The sequence below is a fragment of the Psychrobacter sp. KH172YL61 genome, from assembly GCF_007182895.1.
Classification (GTDB): Bacteria; Pseudomonadota; Gammaproteobacteria; order Pseudomonadales; family Moraxellaceae; genus Psychrobacter; species Psychrobacter pacificensis.
Window position 1 is genome coordinate 2,240,065 of the sequence record NZ_AP019516.1, and the last position, 19,886, is coordinate 2,259,950.

A 19,886-nucleotide genomic window follows, 5' to 3' on the forward strand; every position below is an offset into this window, starting at 1 on the left:
CATGACATTACAAACTTCAAAAAACGAGATTAAAGGCAGTGATCTGACTAGAGCAATGCTTAAGAAATATGAAGGTGGCGGAGTGCATTGCGTAATATCAGATGAGAGCGATGAAGCTGCTCTTAACTGGTGTACCTATGTAAATAGTCCTGCAGGAGTGACGCTCATTATTAAAGAAGATGAAAACGGCATATTTGTCTGTAAAGACGGTAATAAATGGGAATTTGCTGTACCTGTGGACCTAATCCCCTTATCCCAAAAGAAAGCCAATCTTTGATATCAGAACAAAAAGGAACCCAAACCATGAACCCATTTAAAAATAGCGAAGGCGATTGCGATGAATAATGAGTACCGCTATGACCTACCGCCACAATCCGATATGCATCACGCGCTGCGCCAGTCTAGGCAGTTCAAGTTTGTGGCAGCAAACAAGACCGTAGCGTCTCAAATCACGGGCCGTAGCATTCGTTGCTGGGTATTTGAAATGCCTAAAAACCTAAGTCTCACTTAAAAGGAAATGATATGAGCAGATTATTTGTATGTCCACATTGCAAACACGGTATGAGCACAGAGCGCTGGAGTGACGAGGGCATCCACGACTTCAAAACATGGGATGAGCAATGCCCAGAATGCGAGAAAGTCTTTGAGGTGGTGGCAATGATTGACGTTCGCTTTGAGCTATCAAAACAATATAAGGAAACCAATTAAATGGACTTAAACAAATTAATGCAAATGGCCATAGAACATCAGCAGCAGCAAGAAGCATCGAAGCTCCAACATAACGCAACTTTTGAACTATTGGCTTTAACCTTTATCCGAACCGTTCCACCAGTCCAACGTGAGCAAGAATTATCTCTGTCCATGAAAGAAGTCATCGACAACGCCGGCTATCTTGATGACGAGCAAGAAGAGATATTCCTTGAGCTGATGGGTAATGCAAAAACATAGTTATTGATATGGCAATAACCATGGAGACAAGTCGATGAACCTAGTCCGCGCCCTATTCCCTTACAACCGTGAAAGCCCTTTACATTGGCTGACCTTCGATACCGTGAGCGGTCAGATGATTGACTGCTCGATGCACCCAACGCACAAGCAGCGAGATCTCTATCAAGGCAAGCATTACAGTATCAACAAAGACAAAATTGAAATGCGCTGCAAGGTCGAAGTCTACCAAGAACGTAAATTTGAATCGCTCACTAAAATTAAGATTGGAGAAAGCAATGACTTACACCTTTGATATTCCAATAGACACAGTTTTCTTTTTGTTTTTTGCCCTTGGTTTTGTTGTAGGTTTTGCAACGCTTTATATGATTGTGGACTACGCGAGAATGAGGGCGGAGCATGCAAAAAAATATAATTGCATGGGCATAAGAAGACCGACACCGAGTAGAACACCACCACCATTGCTAAAGAAACCTAAGAAATAAGGACCAACAGAAATGAGCAACAACTTAACGTTCGATGACCATAAATCAAATTTATTTAAAGCAATGAATGGAATGAGGAAAACATTGGAGCCACTGAACGAAAGATTAAAACCTTTGGGAATGATGCTTTGGGTAGCGGATGGCCTCGTGTGGATTAATAGACATGCAGCAAATGATGATTCAGGCGGTGGGTTCTTCATCGATAACATCAGAATTGAAGAAATGCTAGCAATGACTGACGAACAACTAATCAAAAAACTAAGGAACTAACATGAGCGACATTATCGACCGCGCCAACGACCAGGCGCAAGAAGAGTTAGAACGTAACTTAGCCAAGGCTGCACGTTTTGATCAGCCATCACTAGCTGAATGCGTCGAATGCGGTGAAGATATTCCCGAGCGCCGTCGGCGTTTGGGAGGCGTCACCCGCTGCATTGATTGCCAAAGTGTCATTGAGCGGCGGAGATAGTCATGCCTCTACCATTAAACTTATATCGTTGTCGTGACAAAGTTTGCATAGCAACTGATGAAAGTATGGTCAATGAGCATCTAAACCGTGATCGCATGGGCAGAAAATCACCCATCAAAAAGATGCCAGAGGGTAGCGTCATCTTACATAACAATAAACCCTACGATATAGACGAACTGACCAGACTAGCGCACAAAAAAGCCAAGACAATGAAGCTCAACATAGACAACCCTTTTCAATAATTATTGATGACAGGTTTATCAAATGAAAGCAGTACAATCGGTATAAAAAAACAGCCCTCACCATTGTGAAGGCTGTTTTATCAAACAGTTAGAGCCAAAAGCCCCAAACCAAGAACTTTTCAGTGGCTCTATAGTTACCAAACCAGACCTTTATTATAGCGCGAAAATGTTGTAAAAGCTAGGTATATCAGGTGTTTAAGCCTATTAAACAGCATGTAAGCGCAAGGATTAACGACATAATGGCAAGTATTGAACCACTCAAAACCAGTATTCGCATTATTTGGTACATAAACGGTGAAAAGACAGCGAAACCTTATTAAACACGCCACCAACCGCAGCAAACAAGGCTAACGCCCAAAAAATAGCGGATATGGTTGAGCAACAGATACAAATGGGTATATTTAACCGTGACGCCGTATTCCCATCATCACCAAAGCGACAAGCATCATATTTTGGCTATTACATCCCAGTTTGGGAGAATGCCGAGCAAAGTACAGTCTCCCCAACGACTTGGACGACCTACACCAGCAAAGTGGCCAACCACATCACACCATATTGGAAAAATAAGCAAATCAGCAAAATCAGTGCTGAAGATGTCGAATATTGGGTATATAAAGTGCTTAGAGCCAATCTATCACCGAAAACGATTGTCGATATACTAGGTTTATGGCGATCAATATGGAGTTATTGGGCACGTCATCAAAACAACCCTAACGACCCAAGCCAGTACATTAAGCTTAACGCAAAAGATCCCAAAGACATCGAGCCATTCACTCGTAAAGAAATCGCCTTGATCATCAATACTGAAACGGACACGACCTTTCGGAACTTATGGACGGTCATGTTATGGTCAGGTCTATCCAGTCATGAGCTAATGCCACTGGCCGTAGAAGATATTGATTTTGATCAGGCAACAGCATATATCAGACGTGGCTTTGTGAAAGGCATTCATAAGGCGACTAAAAACCGACGACGCAAACGGCAAATTGAACTACTACCGATCGTAGCAAATGCCTTGGACAATCAACGCCAATTACTAACTGATAAAACCCCACACGCAGTCAAAGTACTTGAGCGAGACAACCACACCTATGAAGAACAGTATCTAACGTGGCTTTGGTACAACCCGCGCACCGGTAGCCATTACACATACCCACAGCTTGAAAAACGCTGGAAACGCCACCTTGATAAATGCGACATACCCTATCGCGCTTTAAACAATGGTCGCCATACTTATGCAAGCCAAGTACTATCGACAGGCATTATCAGCGCCGAATGGTTAGCCAACCAACTGGGCCACGTAAATACAGACATGATCCACAAACACTACGGCAAATTCATTCCCAGTGACACGCGCCATATCATCCGTAACTTAGCCAATGCACTAGACAACAGCCAATAATGCAATCAGCAAAAAGCCCTAAATATAGGGCTTTTTTTATACCCTCATTTATAGGTTTAAGTAATAAAATACCACAGGGGTAGCAATATGAGGTAATCATAGTAATAGCTTAATAAATCAGATATAAGTATTTGATATTATTATTATTTATAAATACCTTAATATAGTAATCAAAAGTAATTATTATTACATCTATAGTATAAGTATATGATTTATATACATTTTATAGTTTCTCAATTAATACCTTTTAGCTGTGTATTTGATTACTTAATAATTACCTCTAAATTACATAAAAAACCTAATAAAATCAATATGATTACCTATATTACCTAGTTTGCATACCACCCCAAAAAATTTAAAAACATCAAAATAAGATGGTGCGCTGGACACGCTCAGGATCTGCTTATATCTTACGTGGGATTCCTATGGGATAGCTCTTCCTGCCTAACCCAACACTACATTCTAACAATATCATGTACTTAGCAACCCCAAAACCCTGCAATTAATAATCATAGAGGTTTCGAGTCTCTCCAGCCCCACCATTTTCGGATAGTACATCTTAGACCAAATATTAAAGCCTGCTTTTTAGCAGGTTTTTTTGTGTCTGTCATTTAGCATTTCTAGTTATAACCTTTATAAATTTGCTATCACCTCATCCATACTTTGATACCTTTTCTCTATTCGCTTTGCCAATGCTTTATCAACAATACTTTGATAGCGAACATACTCTAGCGGTAATTTTGGAATAGACTGCTGGCAGTGCTGAATGGCCCAATCTGTCATGGACTGATTACTTTGAGGGTCTATATTAAATGGTCGCTTCCCTACCAATATTTCAACCATCATGATACCGAAGGCATAGATGTCACTTTGTATCGTTGCTCTTTGTCCTTGCCAGCGCTCAGGTGCCAAATATGCTGGTGTTCCGCCAGAAAAATTTATTGCGTTTGGTCGATCATTTCTTTGGGCTAATGCAAAATCTGTCAATAGTAAGTCAGGCACTATACAATCACTATCGGCGTGACTTGTTAGATTATCACTGAGCAAAATATTACTGGGTTTAATATCATTATGAAGCCAGCCAGCGTTGTGTAGGTTGCAGACTAAATGAGCAGACTCTTTGATCAAATCATGTTTTTGCTTGTCTGTTAATGACACATGGTGATTCAACAGCTTAGCTAAGCTGCTGCTTTCATAATAAGGCATGACCAATACCATTAACTGCTGGCTCTGTTCTAATGTGTCGACCTCTACATTATGATAGGCCAATAGAGGTGGCGTAATAGAGCTAACTTGGGTTTTCTGCGAAGTATATAACGCTTGCAACACGCTTATTTCATGAGTTAAATCTGAGACACTTTGAAGTCTAACTGAAGTGGCACGTAGCTCCCATTTAATTATCACGCTACCATACTCTACATGGCGTGCACGCGTTATACCTTGATAGCAGCTTTGCTTGCTGCGTTGTTTGGTAATTTGCGTTTTACTCTCTTGGGTTTGCTCTGTGCTTCCCTCTGTATTGTTGACTGATACGCTGATGCACTATTTGGGTATATTGTAACTCTGACAATGCTTGGGTAATGACTGGCAATAGTTGTCCAGATTGCGCTTGCAAGGCTTGTGTAATAGGCAAATTACTGGCACTATTTTTCACAGTGTTATCTCTCATCATATTATAGAGTCGCAATCGCACACTATCGTTTTACCCAACCGCCACTTTACCGCTAGAGTCATTATGTCACAGTCTAACAATTATGCCCTGCCCGCCCCTTTATTAGCATTGCTTAGCCAGTATCTGCAAGAGCACGTCACACCAACCATTGAGATTGACCCAAGCCAGCTTGCGTATCGCTGGGTCGGCGGACGTACTGGTCACCTACAGCCTTTGTCTGTCAATTTATTTTTGAGTTTGGATGATTTGCAAGGTATTGATGTGCAAAAAGCAAAACTGGTACAAAACACCCGCCAGTTTCTCAAAGGCTATCCTGCCAATCACGTCCTGATGACAGGGACACGTGGTGCCGGCAAATCCTCGCTGATTCGCGCCCTACTGCAAGAATATCACAGTGAAGGGTTACGCATTATCGAGATTGCGCGTGATGATCTACAGGTGCTAGACAAGATTCGTGCCGCGATTAATGCGCTGCCAGCGGACTGCGCTTGTCGCTATATCGTCTACTGTGATGATTTGGCATTTAACGGTCAAGATGAGAGTTATCGGGCGCTAAAAAGCGTGCTTGATGGCGCGCTTGATTCTGAGCAAGACAAGCTACTGGTCTATGCCACCAGTAATCGCCGTCGCTTGCTACCACAAATGATGAAGGACAATCTTGATATTTATAATGGGCAGACGGATGAAGTCAATCCTTACGAGACCATTGACGAGACCGTGTCATTATCAGATCGATTTGGCTTGACCTTGACCTTTCATCCTATGGATCAGCAGACTTACTTACAGATTGTGCAGCATTATCTAAATTTAGAGCAACGGAAAATTTCAGCTCGCATTGATACTGATATTGAAATGGATGTGGACGGTGAAAATCTACCTGACAAAATCAGAATGGACGCCTTGCGCTGGGCATCTGAACGCGGTGGACGCTCAGGTCGAGTGGCTTATCAATTCAGTCGTTACTGGAGCGGCAAAACACAATTGGCTATTGAAGACCGTAAATCATAGCCGCTAAGCCATATCAGCCGCTAAGCCATATTAGCCGCTAAGCCATATCTTTGAAACTATCTCTTTACAGTTATGCCTAATTGCTGCGTGCAGAGCCTACATACTGCACGCGACTCTCCTTTGACTACCCGCTTGATTATCTGCCAAGTCGATAGCCCCATTGACGCTATATTGAGCAAAATCTTCTGCCAGCCATATATTGCCTTGGTAGACACTTTGCGCATCTAAGCGAATATAGGCCATATTTGGCGTTTCGCTATCTGGATTATCAAAGCTCTGATAACGAGCGCTAAAGTGAGTCAAAATGATGTTTTTCAAGCTCATCTTTTGCGCGAATGTGCCCACTATGTGCGCGCTACTATGCATAGGATCAAAGTCAGGGTTGCGGGCTTGAATGGCCATCATGACCTCATGCGTATAAGTGGCCTCATGCACCAACAAATCCGCATCCATAACTGCTTCACTCAAACACTCTGGCGTGTCATTGTCCCCTGCTATTACTACCTTTGTCCGCTGCACATCATCATGAACATAGTCTGCTGAATGTAAGTGCTGACCATCCTCAGTGATGACATTTTCACCTTGTTGTAGCTTGCCCCAAAGCGCGCTTGCTGGAACACCATCCGCTATAAGTTTACCTGTATTGAGCGTGCGACGGCTGATGGTCTGCGTGATACCAAATCCATGAGATGGCACGCGATGTGATAACGGATAAATCTCTATTATCAGCTGATGTTGATTATCCAAGTCGATTTTTACTGTACCTTTATTAACATTAACTTCTTGCGACAACAGATCCTCTATCGACACAAAGTTGAGGGTAAATGGCAGATATAATTCAGTATGTAAGATAAAGGCATCAAGCAGCGCCGAGATGGCTTTTGGTGCAATGAGCGTCAATGGCTCACGGCGACCTGACATCGCGGCACTCGCCAGCAGCCCTGGCAGGCCATAACAGTGGTCGCCATGGACGTGGGTAATACAAATCGCCGTCAATTGACGTAAGGAGAGTTTGGTATGCAGTAATTGCTGCTGTGTGCCTTCGCCACAATCGATGAGTAGCCACGGGCGCGACTTTTTATTTTGACTGTTACTATGCGGCTGGTTGCCTTTTGATGAACCAGACGCATGAGGATTCAAGCACTCGATTGCCAATGCCGTTACATTACGCTGCTTGGTCGGCACGCCTGCGGAGGTGCCCAAAAGGTTAATTTCAGCATAGGTCATGTCTTTTATTTATTAGAGGCACGGGTTAGGACCGTTGGCATATCATGGTTTTTTGACCGTCAACCATTTGCCCACCATTGGCCGTACATTCATTAACCATATTAGATTCATAAGATTTCCAGCCACCATAAAAACTAGCGGCGCACAAAATTACAACCAGTAGTTTTTGTGACCAAGATTTGATAGATACTTGCTGGTTATCAACCGGTTGCCTATTTTGCAAGTTATGATCTAGCGACTGCTTAGCATCTGTGTCTTTCTTTGTTTTTGCATGATGCGATGTATTCAAGTCTGTCATTATTTTATCCTAAAAAGGCTTTGCTTATGAATAAACAAAACCTTTTATCTAATATCACCTCAAGTATTGAGAGGTGTTTAAGTGTTTATACAAGTATCTTTTAAAACTGCGGTGTTCCGCCCTTTGCCTCAGCACGTTTGAAAGCGGGGCGTTCTTGACAGCGTTTGAGCCAATTTAATAGATTAGCGTATTTAGATTGATCCATACCTGCACGCGCATTAGAGGCGGCTACCACAATATACATTTGAATATCAGCGGCACTGAACGTCTCCCCCTGCAAACCAATGACTGTCTTGGAGATGCTGCTCCATCAGATTTAGGTTGTTGATAATATTATTGTTGATCATGCCATCTTCAACTTGTTTGCGAATACCTTTACTGATCGGTTTGATCAGCATAGGCGATCGTTCAACGACTTTACTAAATACCAGACGCATAACTAACTGTGGCATCGCCGTGGCTTCGGCAAAATGCAACCAAAAGTATAATCTTCCCACGCCGCTTCATTATCATCAGCCGGCTTAAACTGATGCTCTTTATCATAGTGTCTGAGCAGGTATTCAATGATAAAACCGGACTCAGCCAAAGCGCGATCACCCACTTCAAGCACCGGCGTGTGTCCCAACGGATGCACTTTTTTTAAGCTCTCAGGTGCAAGATACGCCTTCGTACGCTCATAGGTTGTCAGCTCATAATCCAGCTCCAACTCTTCTAGTAGCCATAAAATACGAAACGAGCGCGAATTGTTTAAATGATGCAGAGTTAACATAAACCGTCCTAGTTATATATTGTTTTAAATCAGCCATAATCTCTTAAATATGGCGCCACGTTTTGAATTAAACATGACACCACTGTGCTCGATAATAGCGTAATTTATGCCCCTTTGACACTGCAATTTTGTAGGACAATGACCAAGATACTGCCTTGTAAGTCAGGTTTATGTAAACCTAGGAGGCACCAGTTTTAGTCACAATCACAGACAGTGCTTCAATCTTGCGCGTCATCTTATCGATCTTTTGCTGATATTTTTTGATTTGGCGAAAGCGGTGCGCCATTAGCACGCCCTTAATACGGCGATTTTTGAGACGGCGGCGTGGCGGATAACCCAAGCACACAAACAAAAGTCGCCCAAGAGATCGCACCATATTCAAAGATATCATAAGCGATACCGAGACCTGAGCATATAATCGCAGCCCACTGTAGCAAGCTCATACTCTCATTATAAAAAAATCGACCAACCACGATCATGATCATCGGATATAAGAAGTAACCCAACGTCACCTCAAGACCCAAACCATTGACTGGCGCCCACATAAACATCCAAGTTTGCGCCCCCAAAATCGGAGTGGGTAGTATGAATAAAAACCACTCTTTGGCATTTTTTAAGGTTTTTAGATAATCAAAAATATGCTGCCACTGTTTTAGCACACCCACCAGCAGCACCAGACCAAAAAACATCGTGAGCACACGCCACGAAGCAACTTGCGTACCTGATAACGGTTGCAACAGCAAACCAAATAGGAATAGCAATGAGTATAAAAAATTTGCAGCCACAGCAGTGATCGCACCCTGAGAAGTTTGGTTAGTAATCAACATCACAACAGCCTTTAGAGATTGGGACACATCCTTTGCAATTTTAAAATAAAAGCCTCAGACGATAACGTCTGAGGCTTTTTTATATAGGGTGGTCGCGCAATCTAAGATAAACGCTATTAATGTATCCTGCTACATTATGGGCGGCATTATGTCAAAGTCAAAATAGATAAGCAATACCAGTGTGCATCTAGTATCTCAATGTCGTTATCAAGCAAATTTAATGCTCGTAAGTCCTTATTTTGCATCAAGTTGTTCGAGTTTTTGCTGTATCTTATCCATCTTTTTTTGATAACGACGAATCTTACGAAAGCGATGCGCTTTTAGCACACCATCGATACGCTGATTGATAAAATGACGACGCGGTGGAAAGCCTCCTACCTGCGGCTCTCTATATCCATGCAAGCGGTCATTACGCTGACGAACGAGATAGCCTATCGCACTATCGATTATCATGACCACTAGGGCAAGTGTAATCATGCCGTACATAAAGAGCGAGCCACCTTCATCAAGACTTTGACTCAGAACGGTAATAGACAACACAAATAACAGTAGCGGCTCTATGTAGCTCAGCGCCCCAAATAGCGAGACCGGCAACTTGCTACTCGCAATCATCGTTAGCGACATTGCCAGTGCACTAAAGGCACCCAGCAATGGCAGTAGGTACCAAAACTTCATATTTTGTGCCGCCACACTAAAACCACCAGTGAGATAAAGCATGATCAATACCACGGGCGTCAGCAATGTCAAATCAAACAACAAGCCAGTAATGGGCGGTACAGCAAGCGTGCGGCGCAATAGATAATACGGCGGATAGCCCAAACATACAAATAGCGTCACCCAAGACACCGAACCATATTGAACAATGTCGTAGCCAATACCGAGCGCTGCCAGTATTGCTGCCGCATACTGCAAGACACTCATATCCTCACGATAAAAAAAACCGACCAAGCACAATCATCACAAGTGGCAATAAAAAATAGCCCAAGGTGACATCCAGTCCAAATCCATTCACAGGTGCCCACATAAACAACCAAATCTGGCCGCCTAAGATCGGTGCAGGCAATATAAATATCAGCCATTCTTTCAAGGTCTTAAGCGTCTTTATATAATCAAAGACATGCTGCCATTGCTTAGTCAAACTGAGCAAGATGACCAAACTTAACAACATCATCAGCACGCGCCATGAGGCTACCTGTGTCCCCGTTAAGGGCAGCATAAACAGTCCAAACAAAAACATCATCGAGAATAAAAAGCTCGACGATACCGCTGCGACAGTTCCCTGAAAAGTTTGATTGGTTGTAAGCATAACAACAGCCTTAAAAGTAAAATCCTATGTACATTATTAAGAAAAAGTGAATAAAAATAAAAGCCTCCGACGACAACGTCAGAGGCTTTTTTCTAGGACAATGATCAGAAACTAGACTGAAAAGCTAACTACCAAGACTATTACTCGTCATCGTCTACTGCATCATTATCCAATGTGTAATCGTTGGCAATATCGATAGCGTCGTTGGCATCGCTCAAAGCAGTATTGTCAGTTGCGGTATCGATATCTATCTGCTCCTGACTTTCCACCTCAAACGTGCCATCTTCTTTCATCGCATCGATTAATTCATCATCACCCTCTTCGTGCTCAACACGCGCCATAGCGACCAATTTTTCATCTTTTGGCAGACGAATGAGCGTGACACCCTGAGTGTTACGACCAGAGCTCGCAACGTGCTCAACTGGCGTACGTACTAGCGTTCCTTTGTCAGAGATTAAAATAATATCATCGGTAGCGTCAACCTTAGTCGCTCGCACCAATGCGCCATTACGCTCACTGGTCTTAATGGCGATAACACCGCCACCGCCACGGTTTTGCGTATTAAACTCTTCGATAAGGGTACGCTTACCAAAGCCGTTTTCACAAGCAATTAGGATTTCATGTACATCATCTTCGATAACGACCAATGATTTGATAAATTCATCAGTAGCCAAACGCATACCGCGGACGCCTTTCGCTGTACGGCCCATCGCACGAGCATCATTCTCATCAAAACGAATCGCTTTACCACTTGAAGCAAATAGCATCACTTCTTGATTGCCGTTGGTAATACGAGCGCTGACCAATTTATCACCCTCTTCTAGACCAACCGCGATCAAGCCGTTCGAGCGAATATTGGCAAACTGTTCAAGCTCAACACGCTTGACTGTGCCATTGGCGGTTGCAAAGAAGACAAAGCGGCCGCTAACTTCCTCAGACATTTGCGGAATCGGCAATATCGTCGTAACGGTTTCGTCGCTATTTAAACCAATTAGATTGACCAACGGACGACCACGAGCACCGCGGCTGGCAATCGGCACTTCAAACCCACGTAAGCTAAAGACGCGGCCACTGTCTGTGAAGCACAATACCGTAGAGTGCGTTGAGGTCACGACCAGATGATCAATCACATCATCTTCTTTCATTGCCGTTGCAGACTTACCTTTGCCGCCGCGCTTTTGTGCGACGTAGTCATCAATTGGCTGAGTCTTGGCATAGCCAGTACGCGACACCGTCATCACAACGGTTTGCTCAGGAATCAGGTCTTCACGGCTGAGATCCATGCGTGAGTCGATGATGTCGGTGCGACGCTCATCACCAAAGTTATCACGAATCTCGATCATCTCATTAGAGATAATACTCATCAGCTTATCAAAATCACCAAGAATAGACTCTAAATGAGTGATTTCGCGTAGTAAGTCTTGGTATTCCTCGGTCAATTTATCTTGCTCAAGGCCCGTCAAACGATGTAATTGCATGTCTAAAATCGCATTGACCTGCTCAAGTGACAAGCGATAACGCTCTTCGCCTTCGATCAGACCAAACGGCGCTTTAGGATCTTCGCCATCGATAAACTCAGGACGTACTGACTGACTACCAGCAGCCGTGAGCATCGCAACGACACTGCCTGAACCCCATGTATTATTCAATAAGCTTTCGCGGGCGAGTCCACGGTTTGCAGAGGCTTTAATCGTCGCAATAATCTCATCGATGTTGGCTAATGCAACCGTTAAACCTTCTAGCAAATGACCACGGACGCGGGCTTTGTTCAATTCATAAATCGTACGGCGCGTCACCACTTCTTGACGATGACGGACAAATGCAGCGATAAGCTGACGCAAGGTCAATAGCTTTGGCTGACCATTGTCTAGCGCGACCATATTGATGCTAAAGCTAGACTCAAGCGGCGTCTGCAAGAACAAGTTATTGACAATAACTTCGGCAGTCTCGCCGCGACGCAAGTCAATAGCGATACGCATACCGTCTTTGTCAGACTCATCACGAATCTCACTGATGCCCTCGATTTTTTTATCACGAACAAGCTCTGCGATACGCTCAATCAATTTGGCTTTATTCGCCTGATAAGGGATTTCGGTAAATACGATGCGCTCACGATCGCGGTTGACGCCAGTATTGCTCATCGGCTCAATATGATAACGACCACGAATATGCAAACGGCCTTTACCCGTGCGGTAAGCATCTAAGATACCTGCACGGCCATAGATAATACCGCCTGTAGGGAAATCAGGACCTGAAATATGTGACATCAGCTCTTCGGCTGAAACTTGTGGGTTTTCGGCATACGCCAAACAAGCATTGATCACTTCGGTCAAGTTATGCGGTGCCATATTGGTCGCCATACCAACAGCAATACCTGTCGCGCCATTGACCAATAGGTTAGGGATACGCGCTGGCATCACGCTTGGCATGCGCTCAGAGCCGTCGTAGTTGTCTTCCCAATCGACCGTATCTTTGTCCAAATCTGCCAGCATCTGATGAGTCAGCTTGGTCATACGTACTTCGGTATAACGCATCGCTGCCGGAGGATCATCATCGATCGAACCAAAGTTACCTTGACCATCAACCATTGGGTAGCGCAAGCTAAAATCCTGCGCCATACGGACGATGGCATCATAGACAGCACTATCGCCATGTGGATGGTACTTACCGATCACATCACCAACCACACGGGCAGACTTTTTGTACGGCTTATTATAATCATTAGACAACACGTGCATGGCATACATCACACGGCGGTGTACAGGTTTGAACCCATCACGCACATCAGGCAGCGCACGCGAGACGATCACGCTCATCGCATAATCCAGATAGGATTGCTTTAGTTCATCTACGATGCCAATAGGACTGACCGATTCGCTCATATACACTCCTTCACTCACATTTTTTTCTAACGTTGACACATCGCTTATGGCACCCACAGATCATATAAAAATACTGCCACATAAATGGGCAGTCATGATCAAAATACATACCATAAAAAAACACTGCTACACATGCAAAACAATAGGAAAATAGTGATACGGTTTTTGTTAAAAACAATGTTTAATAAAAGAAGCTATTTTAGCACAAATTTGCTGATTTAGGGGGTTCTGACCACCATTAAAAATCAAGCTAGGCGGTTCATTTGCAGTGATATTTTGAATTACCCATACACTCTAAAATAATTCTAATGACAGGTTTTTTTTGATTGGCTGATTTTGCCATTTTTACAGACGAACTTACAACCTGCTGAGCAAAGAGATACTCCGTCCATCTTAGCTGAACAGAGCCTACCAATTGTTCTAACATGAGCTAATGGGTTTCATAAGTATATGATGATTTAAATTAGGTCAATGAGGCTATTTTTTTAGTGACGCTGGACAAAAAAATCCTAAGCGTTACACTAACTCATCTTTTATAGAACTCGAATAACGACCTAACAGGCTACTTTTATTATGGATATCATTCTTGCGATTGTTTGGATTTTAGCAATGGTGCTATATAGCTTTTCGAGCGATTATGTTGCTAGTTTTCCTAACCATAACAATCGCGCTGTACCCTATGTCCGTTGGGGAGCACTTTTAGTCGCCATGGCTTTGTCAGCATATTTAGCAAAAGCCTATCAAGAAAACCTACAAGGCAACGGTATGTGGGTATTTGTTATCGTCGTATTTGTCATTATTGTTTTAGCCAAGATCGTCTTTAAATGGGTCATTAATAGACGTTTGAAACGCTAAGCTATACTGAATATTTTTGTTGCTCTCAACCTCTCCGCTATTGATCTGAACGCCTTATGACCACTGAACATCAAAACAACCAACTTGGCCTAAACCAAGCCACCGCACCAGAAGACACACGAGCAGATCGTAGCTTCGATACCATTGCCGATCATTTTGAAAAAAAGGTCTATGGCGGTTTAAAAGGTGAAATCCGATTGGCGGTATTACGCCGTGATATTGTTGAATATAGTACACAAATGAGTGAAGCGCTTGGACGACCGCTGCGTATCTTAGATGTGGGTGCAGGGCTTGCACAAATTGCCATAGAGCTTGCTACTCAAGGTCATAGCGTCGTCATCAACGATATCTCAGCAAATATGCTTGAGAAGGCAAAAGCAAACGCTGAACAAATCGATCAAGCGCTGGATATCACATGGTACGTCTGTCCATACCAAACACTTGAAGAAACGCTAGGTAAAGAAGAAAACGATAAGTTTGATTTGATCCTATCGCACGCGCTACTTGAATGGTTGGCAGAGCCTGCTGCCGTCATGGACTTCTTTGATCAATATCTAACCGATGATGGCGCGCTATCTTTGTGCTTTTATAACCCTGCAAGCTTTGATTATCGCAACCTCATCATGGGAAATTTTAATTTACTCGATAATACGGACTATAAGGCGGACAATAAGAAAAGCCTCACACCCAATCATCCCGTTGCTAAAGAAGAAGTGGAGTCTTGGTTGAAGGCGCATGACTATCAGACGGTACGTAGCAGTGGTCTACGGGTATTTCATGACTATGCACCGCTCAAGCGTGGCGGGCATAACGATCCAGAGGCGGTGATAAGGATGGAGCTGCGCTACTCACAATTAGAGCCATACAAATGGCTTGGACGGTATTTGCATATTCTGGCTAAACGGTAAACTTAGACAACCGCTCAAAAGCTGTGAAGGCTGCTAAACGTCTTCATCAACTCTCGATGATCTGTCATATTCTGACCAAGTGGTGGCATTGACCTCTTTTTCGTCAAACACGACCACATGCTCCAATAACGGCAAGATACCAATATGTGAACCAATTTCATGATTATGATGGCTAGCAACCAGTGATAATATGGACTGTCCGTCATCTAACTGTAGACGGTACAAATAGTTGGCACCGCGGAACACTCGCCCAATCACCAAGGCTGTCTGCGTACTATCATCATCATGAATGATGTCATCAGGGCGCACGAGTACCTTGATTGGGGTACCATTTGGATAATCATATTCGCAGTACTGTGGTTGTCCTGATTGATCATAGACTTCCATGCGGCGATAGATATTGCCAAGCGCCGTCTCTACACGACCTTCTTTGATGATACCGTCTATCATCGCGCCTTCGCCGACGAACTCAGCGACAAAAGGACTGACAGGCTCATGATACAGCTCGCTTGGTGTTGCCCATTGTACCAATCTGCCCTTATCCATTACCCCGACTTTATCTGCTAACGCAAACGCTTCGTTTTGGTCATGAGTGACCAAGATTGCCGTAGTATTGGTACGTTTGAGAATGTCACGGACATTCATTGCCAAGGATTCACGTAATACCACGTCCAGATTAGAAAATGGCTCATCAAGTAGTAGTAATTTAGGCTTCGGTGCAAGCGCCCTTGCAAGTGCCACACGCTGCTGCTGACCACCGGACAGCTCATTTGGACGTTTATCCGCATGCTCCGTCAGTTCGACCAGGCTTAGCATCTCAGCCACACGAGCTTTTTTGTCAGCCGCTGACCATTTATTGAGGCCAAAGGCAATGTTTTTGCCACGCTCAAATGACCAAAAAGCGCATAATCTTGAAACACCATCCCCATGCCGCGCTTGGCTGGTGCCACGGCAAAAGAGTCCCGAGCTGTTTTTTCCGTTAGACGTTGATTGTTTAAATGGATAGTACCGCCGCGGCTTTGCTCCAGTCCTGCAATCGCTCGCAATGCCGTGGTCTTGCCGCAGCCACTATAGCCCAAGAAGCAACCAATCTCTCCTTGCTCAAGCATCAACGACATGCCATTAACTACAATAGTATCGTCATAGCCGACAATTAGGTTTTGTACACTAAAATATGGATTGGTCGCGATAGTGCTCTCAGTATCTTGGCGCGCAGTATCGGCTTGTTCTACAGGCTTGCTACATTGAGACTGGGTTGTCCGAGTTTGCACGACTGGTGATTTTTTGACAGGAGTACTACGTGCTCCAGTCTTTACTGACTGAGCGTCTGACGAGTCGTTCATTGAATCAGTGTACATAGACAATCCCAGTTCGCTATTAGTAAATACAATGTTGGATAAAGCAGTAAAAATGATAATATAAGTTGGATCAAGCACCATTAAACATGACACATTTATAAGCAGCAATGGCGGTTAGCTGTGTTTGTCACTTTGACGCAATAGTATCCAAACAGGAAGCAATCCGACCAGTACAATCAATAAACTTGGTAATGCTGCCCGCCCCCACATGCCTTCGCTTGTCATCTCAAACACGCGCACCGCCAGTGTATCCCAGCCCTGCCTGCGTGTCATCAATGTGATCGGCATCTCTTTCATCACTTCGACAAATCCCATTAACAATGCCGTTAGTACCCCAGGGCTAAGCACAGGTAGCATCACATGACGCCAACGCTGGTACGCACTGTCACTAAGCAGTTTCGCTGCGGCCTCTTGATTGACGGTCAATCGTTGTAACTGCCGATCCACTGGCTGAAAACTCACCGTCATAAAACGCGTCGACAATGCCAATAGCATAACGATCACACTGCCTGAGAGCACCTGCTGCGAGGTGATACCAAAAGCAATCATTTGATTGTCTAGCCACGCAATAGGAATAAAAATACCCACTGCCAATACTGTACCTGGCACGACGTAGCCTAAATTAGCGAGCGTGGTCATCAGTTTAGTCGATTTATCAGGATATTGCCGCTTGATCCACGCAATAATCACTGCCAAAAAGGCAATAAAAACTGTGGTCATACTAGCAATCATGAGGCTGTTAGTCACAAAATCAATATAGCGCGCATCAAAATCTTGGCGAAAATTCAGTGCAGTCCAATAAATCAGCTGCAAGAACGGTATTAGAAAAGCCAGCAAAAATACAAACGTACATAGCAAGCTCATCCCTATTTTGGCAGGGAGTACTGGCGTCGAAACGCTGGTTGCTGCCTTGCGTAATCGAGTTGCCGCGCTTGGCCTGCCAATACTGCTCAAACAGTACTACGATAAAGATCACACCGATGAGCAAGGCTGCTAACTGAGCCGCTGTGGTCAAACTAAAAAAGCCAAACCACGCCTTATAAATAGCGGTGGTAAACGTATCGACATTGAATACCGAAACCGCGCCAAAATCTGCCAATGTCTCCATACTTGCCAGCAATAAGCCACCGATAATCCAAGGCAGTGCTTGCGGTAATGCCAACCGAAAAAACACGCGGCTACGGCTCAAACCTAGCATCTGCCCTGCTTCAATCGCCCGCCGACCTTGTGACAAAAACGCCTGACGCGCCAGCAAATACACATAGGGATAAAATGCCAACGATAAAATTAAGCCAGCGCCCCAGACATTGCGTATTGAGGGAATCGCTGTCGTGATACCAAAATCGCGCAGTCCTGTCTGTAACGGCCCACTAAAATCCACAATACCAATGGTGACAAACGCCAATACGTAAGCCGGTATGGCAAGCGGCAACATGAGCGCCCACGAAAAAAACCGCTGACCAGGGAAGCGGTACATGCTGGTTACCCAAGCGAGAACGGTACCGATAGTGCCCGATATAACCGTCACCATAAACAGTAGAATCGCCGTATTTTTGAGCACTTGCGGCAGGACATACTCTGCCATATGCGTCCAAATGTCTGCGACTGGTTGCGTCCACGACAACAACACGATCAAAATCGGCACCAGCATAAACAACGAAATCAGCCCTAAGACTGATTTCGAGATAATACGTTTACGAAGGGCATGGTCTTGACTGACCGTCTGATTGTCATCAGCTCTGCTACTGATTGGATCTTGCTCGCTAACAGACGCATCTGGCGTTGTGATCATAGTATCATTACCGTGTCATACTCACTCATCGAGACTTTTTAAGCGCCTACCAAACTCAAAACGTTCATTGTTTCATGACTAAACATTTCATCATCAGATTTTAGCAAATTGTCTTTAAAAAAGATGATGTTGAGCTTGGTATCACGATGACTGGCAGTCTTTTATTTATAACCCGCTTTGTCCATCATTTGAATGGCTTGAGTTTGTAGCTCACCAAATTTCTGTACGTTGATATCGTCTTTTTGAACTCGCCCCAAGATCTGAGCATTTCTGACTCATCCACCCCTTCTTTGACTGGGAATTCTTTGTCTGAGCTGGCGTAAAGGCCTTGCGCCTCATCAGATGACAACCACTCAATCAGTTTAAGCGTACCGTCTGGATTATCTGACCCTGTAACCACGCCCGCGCCTGAAACGTTTACATGTGTACCAGTGGTGCCTTGGTTTGCCCAGAATATTTTCACAGGGAAGTTTGGTTTTTCGTCTAATAGGCGGCCATAGTAGTAACTGTTGGCGATACCAACTTCACACTGACCAGCAGCAATCGCCTCTAGCATGGCGGTATCATCACTGAACACGTCAGTGGCAAGATTATCAACCCAACCACGGATGACAGCTTCTGTTTTTCTTCACCCAAATGCTCTATCATGCTGGCCACAAGTGACTGGTTGTATACCTTTTTAGAAGTACGCAAGCATAGTTTGCCTTTCCATTTTGGATCCGCCAAATCTGCATAAGTCGATAATTGATCGGCGCTAACTTTGCTTGGGTCATAAAAAATCGTACGCGCGCGCAGTGATAGACCTGTCCACTGACCTTTTGGATCGCGATACTTTGCAGGGACATTGGCCTCTAGCACAGACGACGCTACTGGCTGTAGCAACCCTTGCTGAGCCGCTTGCCATAAGTTACCCGCGTCCACCGTCAGTAGCATGTCAGCTGGAGTGTTTTGACCTTCCGCTTGCAAGCGCGCCATCAGTGGGCCAGTTTTGTCTGTGACAAGTTCAATCTTGACACCAGTCTGTTCAGTATAGCGATCTAGCAATGGTTTAATCAGCTGCTCATTACGTGAAGAATAAATAGTAATTGTTTGACCATCTGCACTGGTCGCACCGTCATCATTAGCTGCTTGCTGTTCAGTTTCAGTACCAGCCTCTGTTGTCTCTGTCTCCACGCTGTCTTCGGTTGTAGAAGAATTGCTACAGCCAACCATTCCCAACATCAGGCCAAATATGGCAGCAGACAATACAGGCTTGGTGGTGAATAGATTAGTGCGGATGGTGTTCAGTGGCATGGTTTTCCCCATAGTAATGCGATAAAAAAGAGACGGCAAATAGTGAGATAAAATGGTCAAAGCCCCTATTTGTTGGGATTCGTTGGACCATAATCATGGAAACAACATACTAATAGAAATGAGATTAACTATCAATACATTTATCTAA

Annotated in this window: 23 protein-coding genes and 3 pseudogenes; 12 read left to right on the top strand and 14 right to left on the bottom strand. The window is 44.1% G+C overall.

Translation table 11 applies throughout. The features are described 5' to 3' along the window. Position 1: 1 nt before the first annotated feature. From PKHYL_RS11930 to PKHYL_RS11970, 9 genes are all read left to right on the top strand, one after another. Positions 2-277: a hypothetical protein gene (locus PKHYL_RS11930; RefSeq protein ID WP_240365258.1), complete on the top strand. Its 276-nt coding sequence runs from the start codon at positions 2-4 to the stop codon at positions 275-277. A gap of 60 nt (positions 278-337) precedes the next feature. Beyond that, positions 338-511, top strand: a complete 174-nt coding sequence (locus PKHYL_RS11935; protein WP_240365259.1) for a hypothetical protein — start codon at positions 338-340, stop codon at positions 509-511. Between the two features lie 11 nt (positions 512-522). Next, the gene (locus PKHYL_RS11940) at positions 523-708 is read left to right on the top strand and encodes a hypothetical protein (protein ID WP_240365260.1); all 186 of its coding nucleotides are present in this window, start codon (positions 523-525) and stop codon (positions 706-708) included. Beyond that, positions 709-948 carry a hypothetical protein gene (locus tag PKHYL_RS11945; RefSeq protein WP_240365261.1) on the top strand — a complete coding sequence of 80 codons (240 nt, stop codon included), beginning with the start codon at positions 709-711 and terminating at the stop codon, positions 946-948. Between the two features lie 34 nt (positions 949-982). Continuing rightward, the gene (locus PKHYL_RS11950; RefSeq protein ID WP_240365262.1) at positions 983-1,240 is read left to right on the top strand and encodes a hypothetical protein; all 258 of its coding nucleotides are present in this window, start codon (positions 983-985) and stop codon (positions 1,238-1,240) included. A 202-nt stretch (positions 1,241-1,442) separates the two neighbouring features. Beyond that, positions 1,443-1,700, top strand: a complete 258-nt coding sequence (locus tag PKHYL_RS11955) for a hypothetical protein (RefSeq protein ID WP_240365263.1) — start codon at positions 1,443-1,445, stop codon at positions 1,698-1,700. A 1-nt stretch (position 1,701) separates the two neighbouring features. After that, positions 1,702-1,899 (top strand): TraR/DksA C4-type zinc finger protein, encoded by a 198-nt coding sequence (locus PKHYL_RS11960; RefSeq protein ID WP_093071453.1) that lies wholly within the window; start codon positions 1,702-1,704, stop codon positions 1,897-1,899. 2 nt (positions 1,900-1,901) lie between these two features. Then, positions 1,902-2,141, top strand: coding sequence for a hypothetical protein (locus PKHYL_RS11965; RefSeq protein ID WP_240365264.1), 240 nt, complete (start codon positions 1,902-1,904; stop codon positions 2,139-2,141). Positions 2,142-2,532: 391 nt separating this feature from the next. Next, the gene (locus PKHYL_RS11970) at positions 2,533-3,543 is read left to right on the top strand and encodes a tyrosine-type recombinase/integrase (RefSeq protein ID WP_240365265.1); all 1,011 of its coding nucleotides are present in this window, start codon (positions 2,533-2,535) and stop codon (positions 3,541-3,543) included. A gap of 633 nt (positions 3,544-4,176) precedes the next feature. Here PKHYL_RS11970 and PKHYL_RS11975 read toward each other — a convergent pair. Beyond that, complete coding sequence (locus PKHYL_RS11975) at positions 4,177-4,872, bottom strand: serine/threonine-protein kinase (RefSeq protein ID WP_240365266.1); 696 nt, start codon at positions 4,870-4,872, stop codon at positions 4,177-4,179. 154 nt (positions 4,873-5,026) lie between these two features. Then, a complete protein-coding gene (locus PKHYL_RS11980) occupies positions 5,027-5,197 on the bottom strand; it encodes a hypothetical protein (RefSeq protein WP_240365267.1) in 171 nt (56 codons plus the stop codon). Positions 5,198-5,278: 81 nt separating this feature from the next. On the opposite strand from PKHYL_RS11980, the gene PKHYL_RS11985 reads away from it, so the two are divergent. Beyond that, positions 5,279-6,223, top strand: coding sequence for an ATP-binding protein (locus tag PKHYL_RS11985; protein ID WP_240365268.1), 945 nt, complete (start codon positions 5,279-5,281; stop codon positions 6,221-6,223). Between the two features lie 96 nt (positions 6,224-6,319). On the opposite strand, the gene PKHYL_RS11990 is transcribed toward PKHYL_RS11985, so the two are convergent. The 8 genes from PKHYL_RS11990 to gyrA all read right to left on the bottom strand — a co-directional run bounded on the left by PKHYL_RS11990 (position 6,320) and on the right by gyrA (position 13,532). Further along, positions 6,320-7,450 (bottom strand): ribonuclease Z, encoded by a 1,131-nt coding sequence (locus PKHYL_RS11990; protein WP_240365269.1) that lies wholly within the window; start codon positions 7,448-7,450, stop codon positions 6,320-6,322. A 398-nt stretch (positions 7,451-7,848) separates the two neighbouring features. Further along, positions 7,849-7,992, bottom strand: coding sequence for a hypothetical protein (locus PKHYL_RS11995; RefSeq protein ID WP_240365270.1), 144 nt, complete (start codon positions 7,990-7,992; stop codon positions 7,849-7,851). Between the two features lie 7 nt (positions 7,993-7,999). Next, positions 8,000-8,200: a hypothetical protein gene (locus PKHYL_RS12000; protein WP_240365271.1), complete on the bottom strand. Its 201-nt coding sequence runs from the start codon at positions 8,198-8,200 to the stop codon at positions 8,000-8,002. Beyond that, positions 8,188-8,517 (bottom strand): glutathione S-transferase N-terminal domain-containing protein, encoded by a 330-nt coding sequence (locus PKHYL_RS12005; RefSeq protein WP_240365272.1) that lies wholly within the window; start codon positions 8,515-8,517, stop codon positions 8,188-8,190. Before PKHYL_RS12005 ends, PKHYL_RS12000 begins: the two co-directional genes overlap by 13 nt. 296 nt (positions 8,518-8,813) lie before the next feature. Continuing rightward, positions 8,814-9,371: a hypothetical protein gene (locus tag PKHYL_RS12010; RefSeq protein WP_240365273.1), complete on the bottom strand. Its 558-nt coding sequence runs from the start codon at positions 9,369-9,371 to the stop codon at positions 8,814-8,816. A gap of 207 nt (positions 9,372-9,578) precedes the next feature. Beyond that, positions 9,579-10,292, bottom strand: a complete 714-nt coding sequence (locus PKHYL_RS12015) for a hypothetical protein (protein ID WP_240365274.1) — start codon at positions 10,290-10,292, stop codon at positions 9,579-9,581. Next, on the bottom strand, positions 10,270-10,650 hold the full coding sequence (locus PKHYL_RS12020; protein ID WP_240365275.1) for a hypothetical protein: 381 nt from the start codon (positions 10,648-10,650) through the stop codon (positions 10,270-10,272). The genes PKHYL_RS12015 and PKHYL_RS12020 overlap by 23 nt, the downstream gene beginning before the upstream one ends. Positions 10,651-10,790: 140 nt before the next feature. Beyond that, complete coding sequence (gyrA, locus tag PKHYL_RS12025) at positions 10,791-13,532, bottom strand: DNA gyrase subunit A (RefSeq protein ID WP_071003431.1); 2,742 nt, start codon at positions 13,530-13,532, stop codon at positions 10,791-10,793. A gap of 573 nt (positions 13,533-14,105) precedes the next feature. On the opposite strand from gyrA, the gene PKHYL_RS12030 reads away from it, so the two are divergent. Together PKHYL_RS12030 and PKHYL_RS12035 are read left to right on the top strand one after the other, a co-directional pair. Further along, on the top strand, positions 14,106-14,387 hold the full coding sequence (locus PKHYL_RS12030) for a hypothetical protein (protein ID WP_058025545.1): 282 nt from the start codon (positions 14,106-14,108) through the stop codon (positions 14,385-14,387). Between the two features lie 56 nt (positions 14,388-14,443). Then, positions 14,444-15,295, top strand: coding sequence for a methyltransferase domain-containing protein (locus PKHYL_RS12035; protein ID WP_071003429.1), 852 nt, complete (start codon positions 14,444-14,446; stop codon positions 15,293-15,295). A 33-nt stretch (positions 15,296-15,328) separates the two neighbouring features. On the opposite strand, the gene PKHYL_RS18920 is transcribed toward PKHYL_RS12035, so the two are convergent. From PKHYL_RS18920 to PKHYL_RS17705, 4 genes and pseudogenes are all read right to left on the bottom strand, one after another. Continuing rightward, positions 15,329-15,940, bottom strand: coding sequence for a TOBE domain-containing protein (locus PKHYL_RS18920; RefSeq protein WP_442966156.1), 612 nt, complete (start codon positions 15,938-15,940; stop codon positions 15,329-15,331). Between the two features lie 96 nt (positions 15,941-16,036). Then, positions 16,037-16,734: pseudogene (locus tag PKHYL_RS18925) on the bottom strand (ABC transporter ATP-binding protein); the annotation flags it as partial. 33 nt (positions 16,735-16,767) lie between these two features. Then, a pseudogene (locus tag PKHYL_RS18930) lies at positions 16,768-18,445 on the bottom strand (ABC transporter permease). 161 nt (positions 18,446-18,606) lie between these two features. Next, positions 18,607-19,738: pseudogene (locus PKHYL_RS17705) on the bottom strand (extracellular solute-binding protein). Positions 19,739-19,886 lie beyond the last annotated feature (148 nt).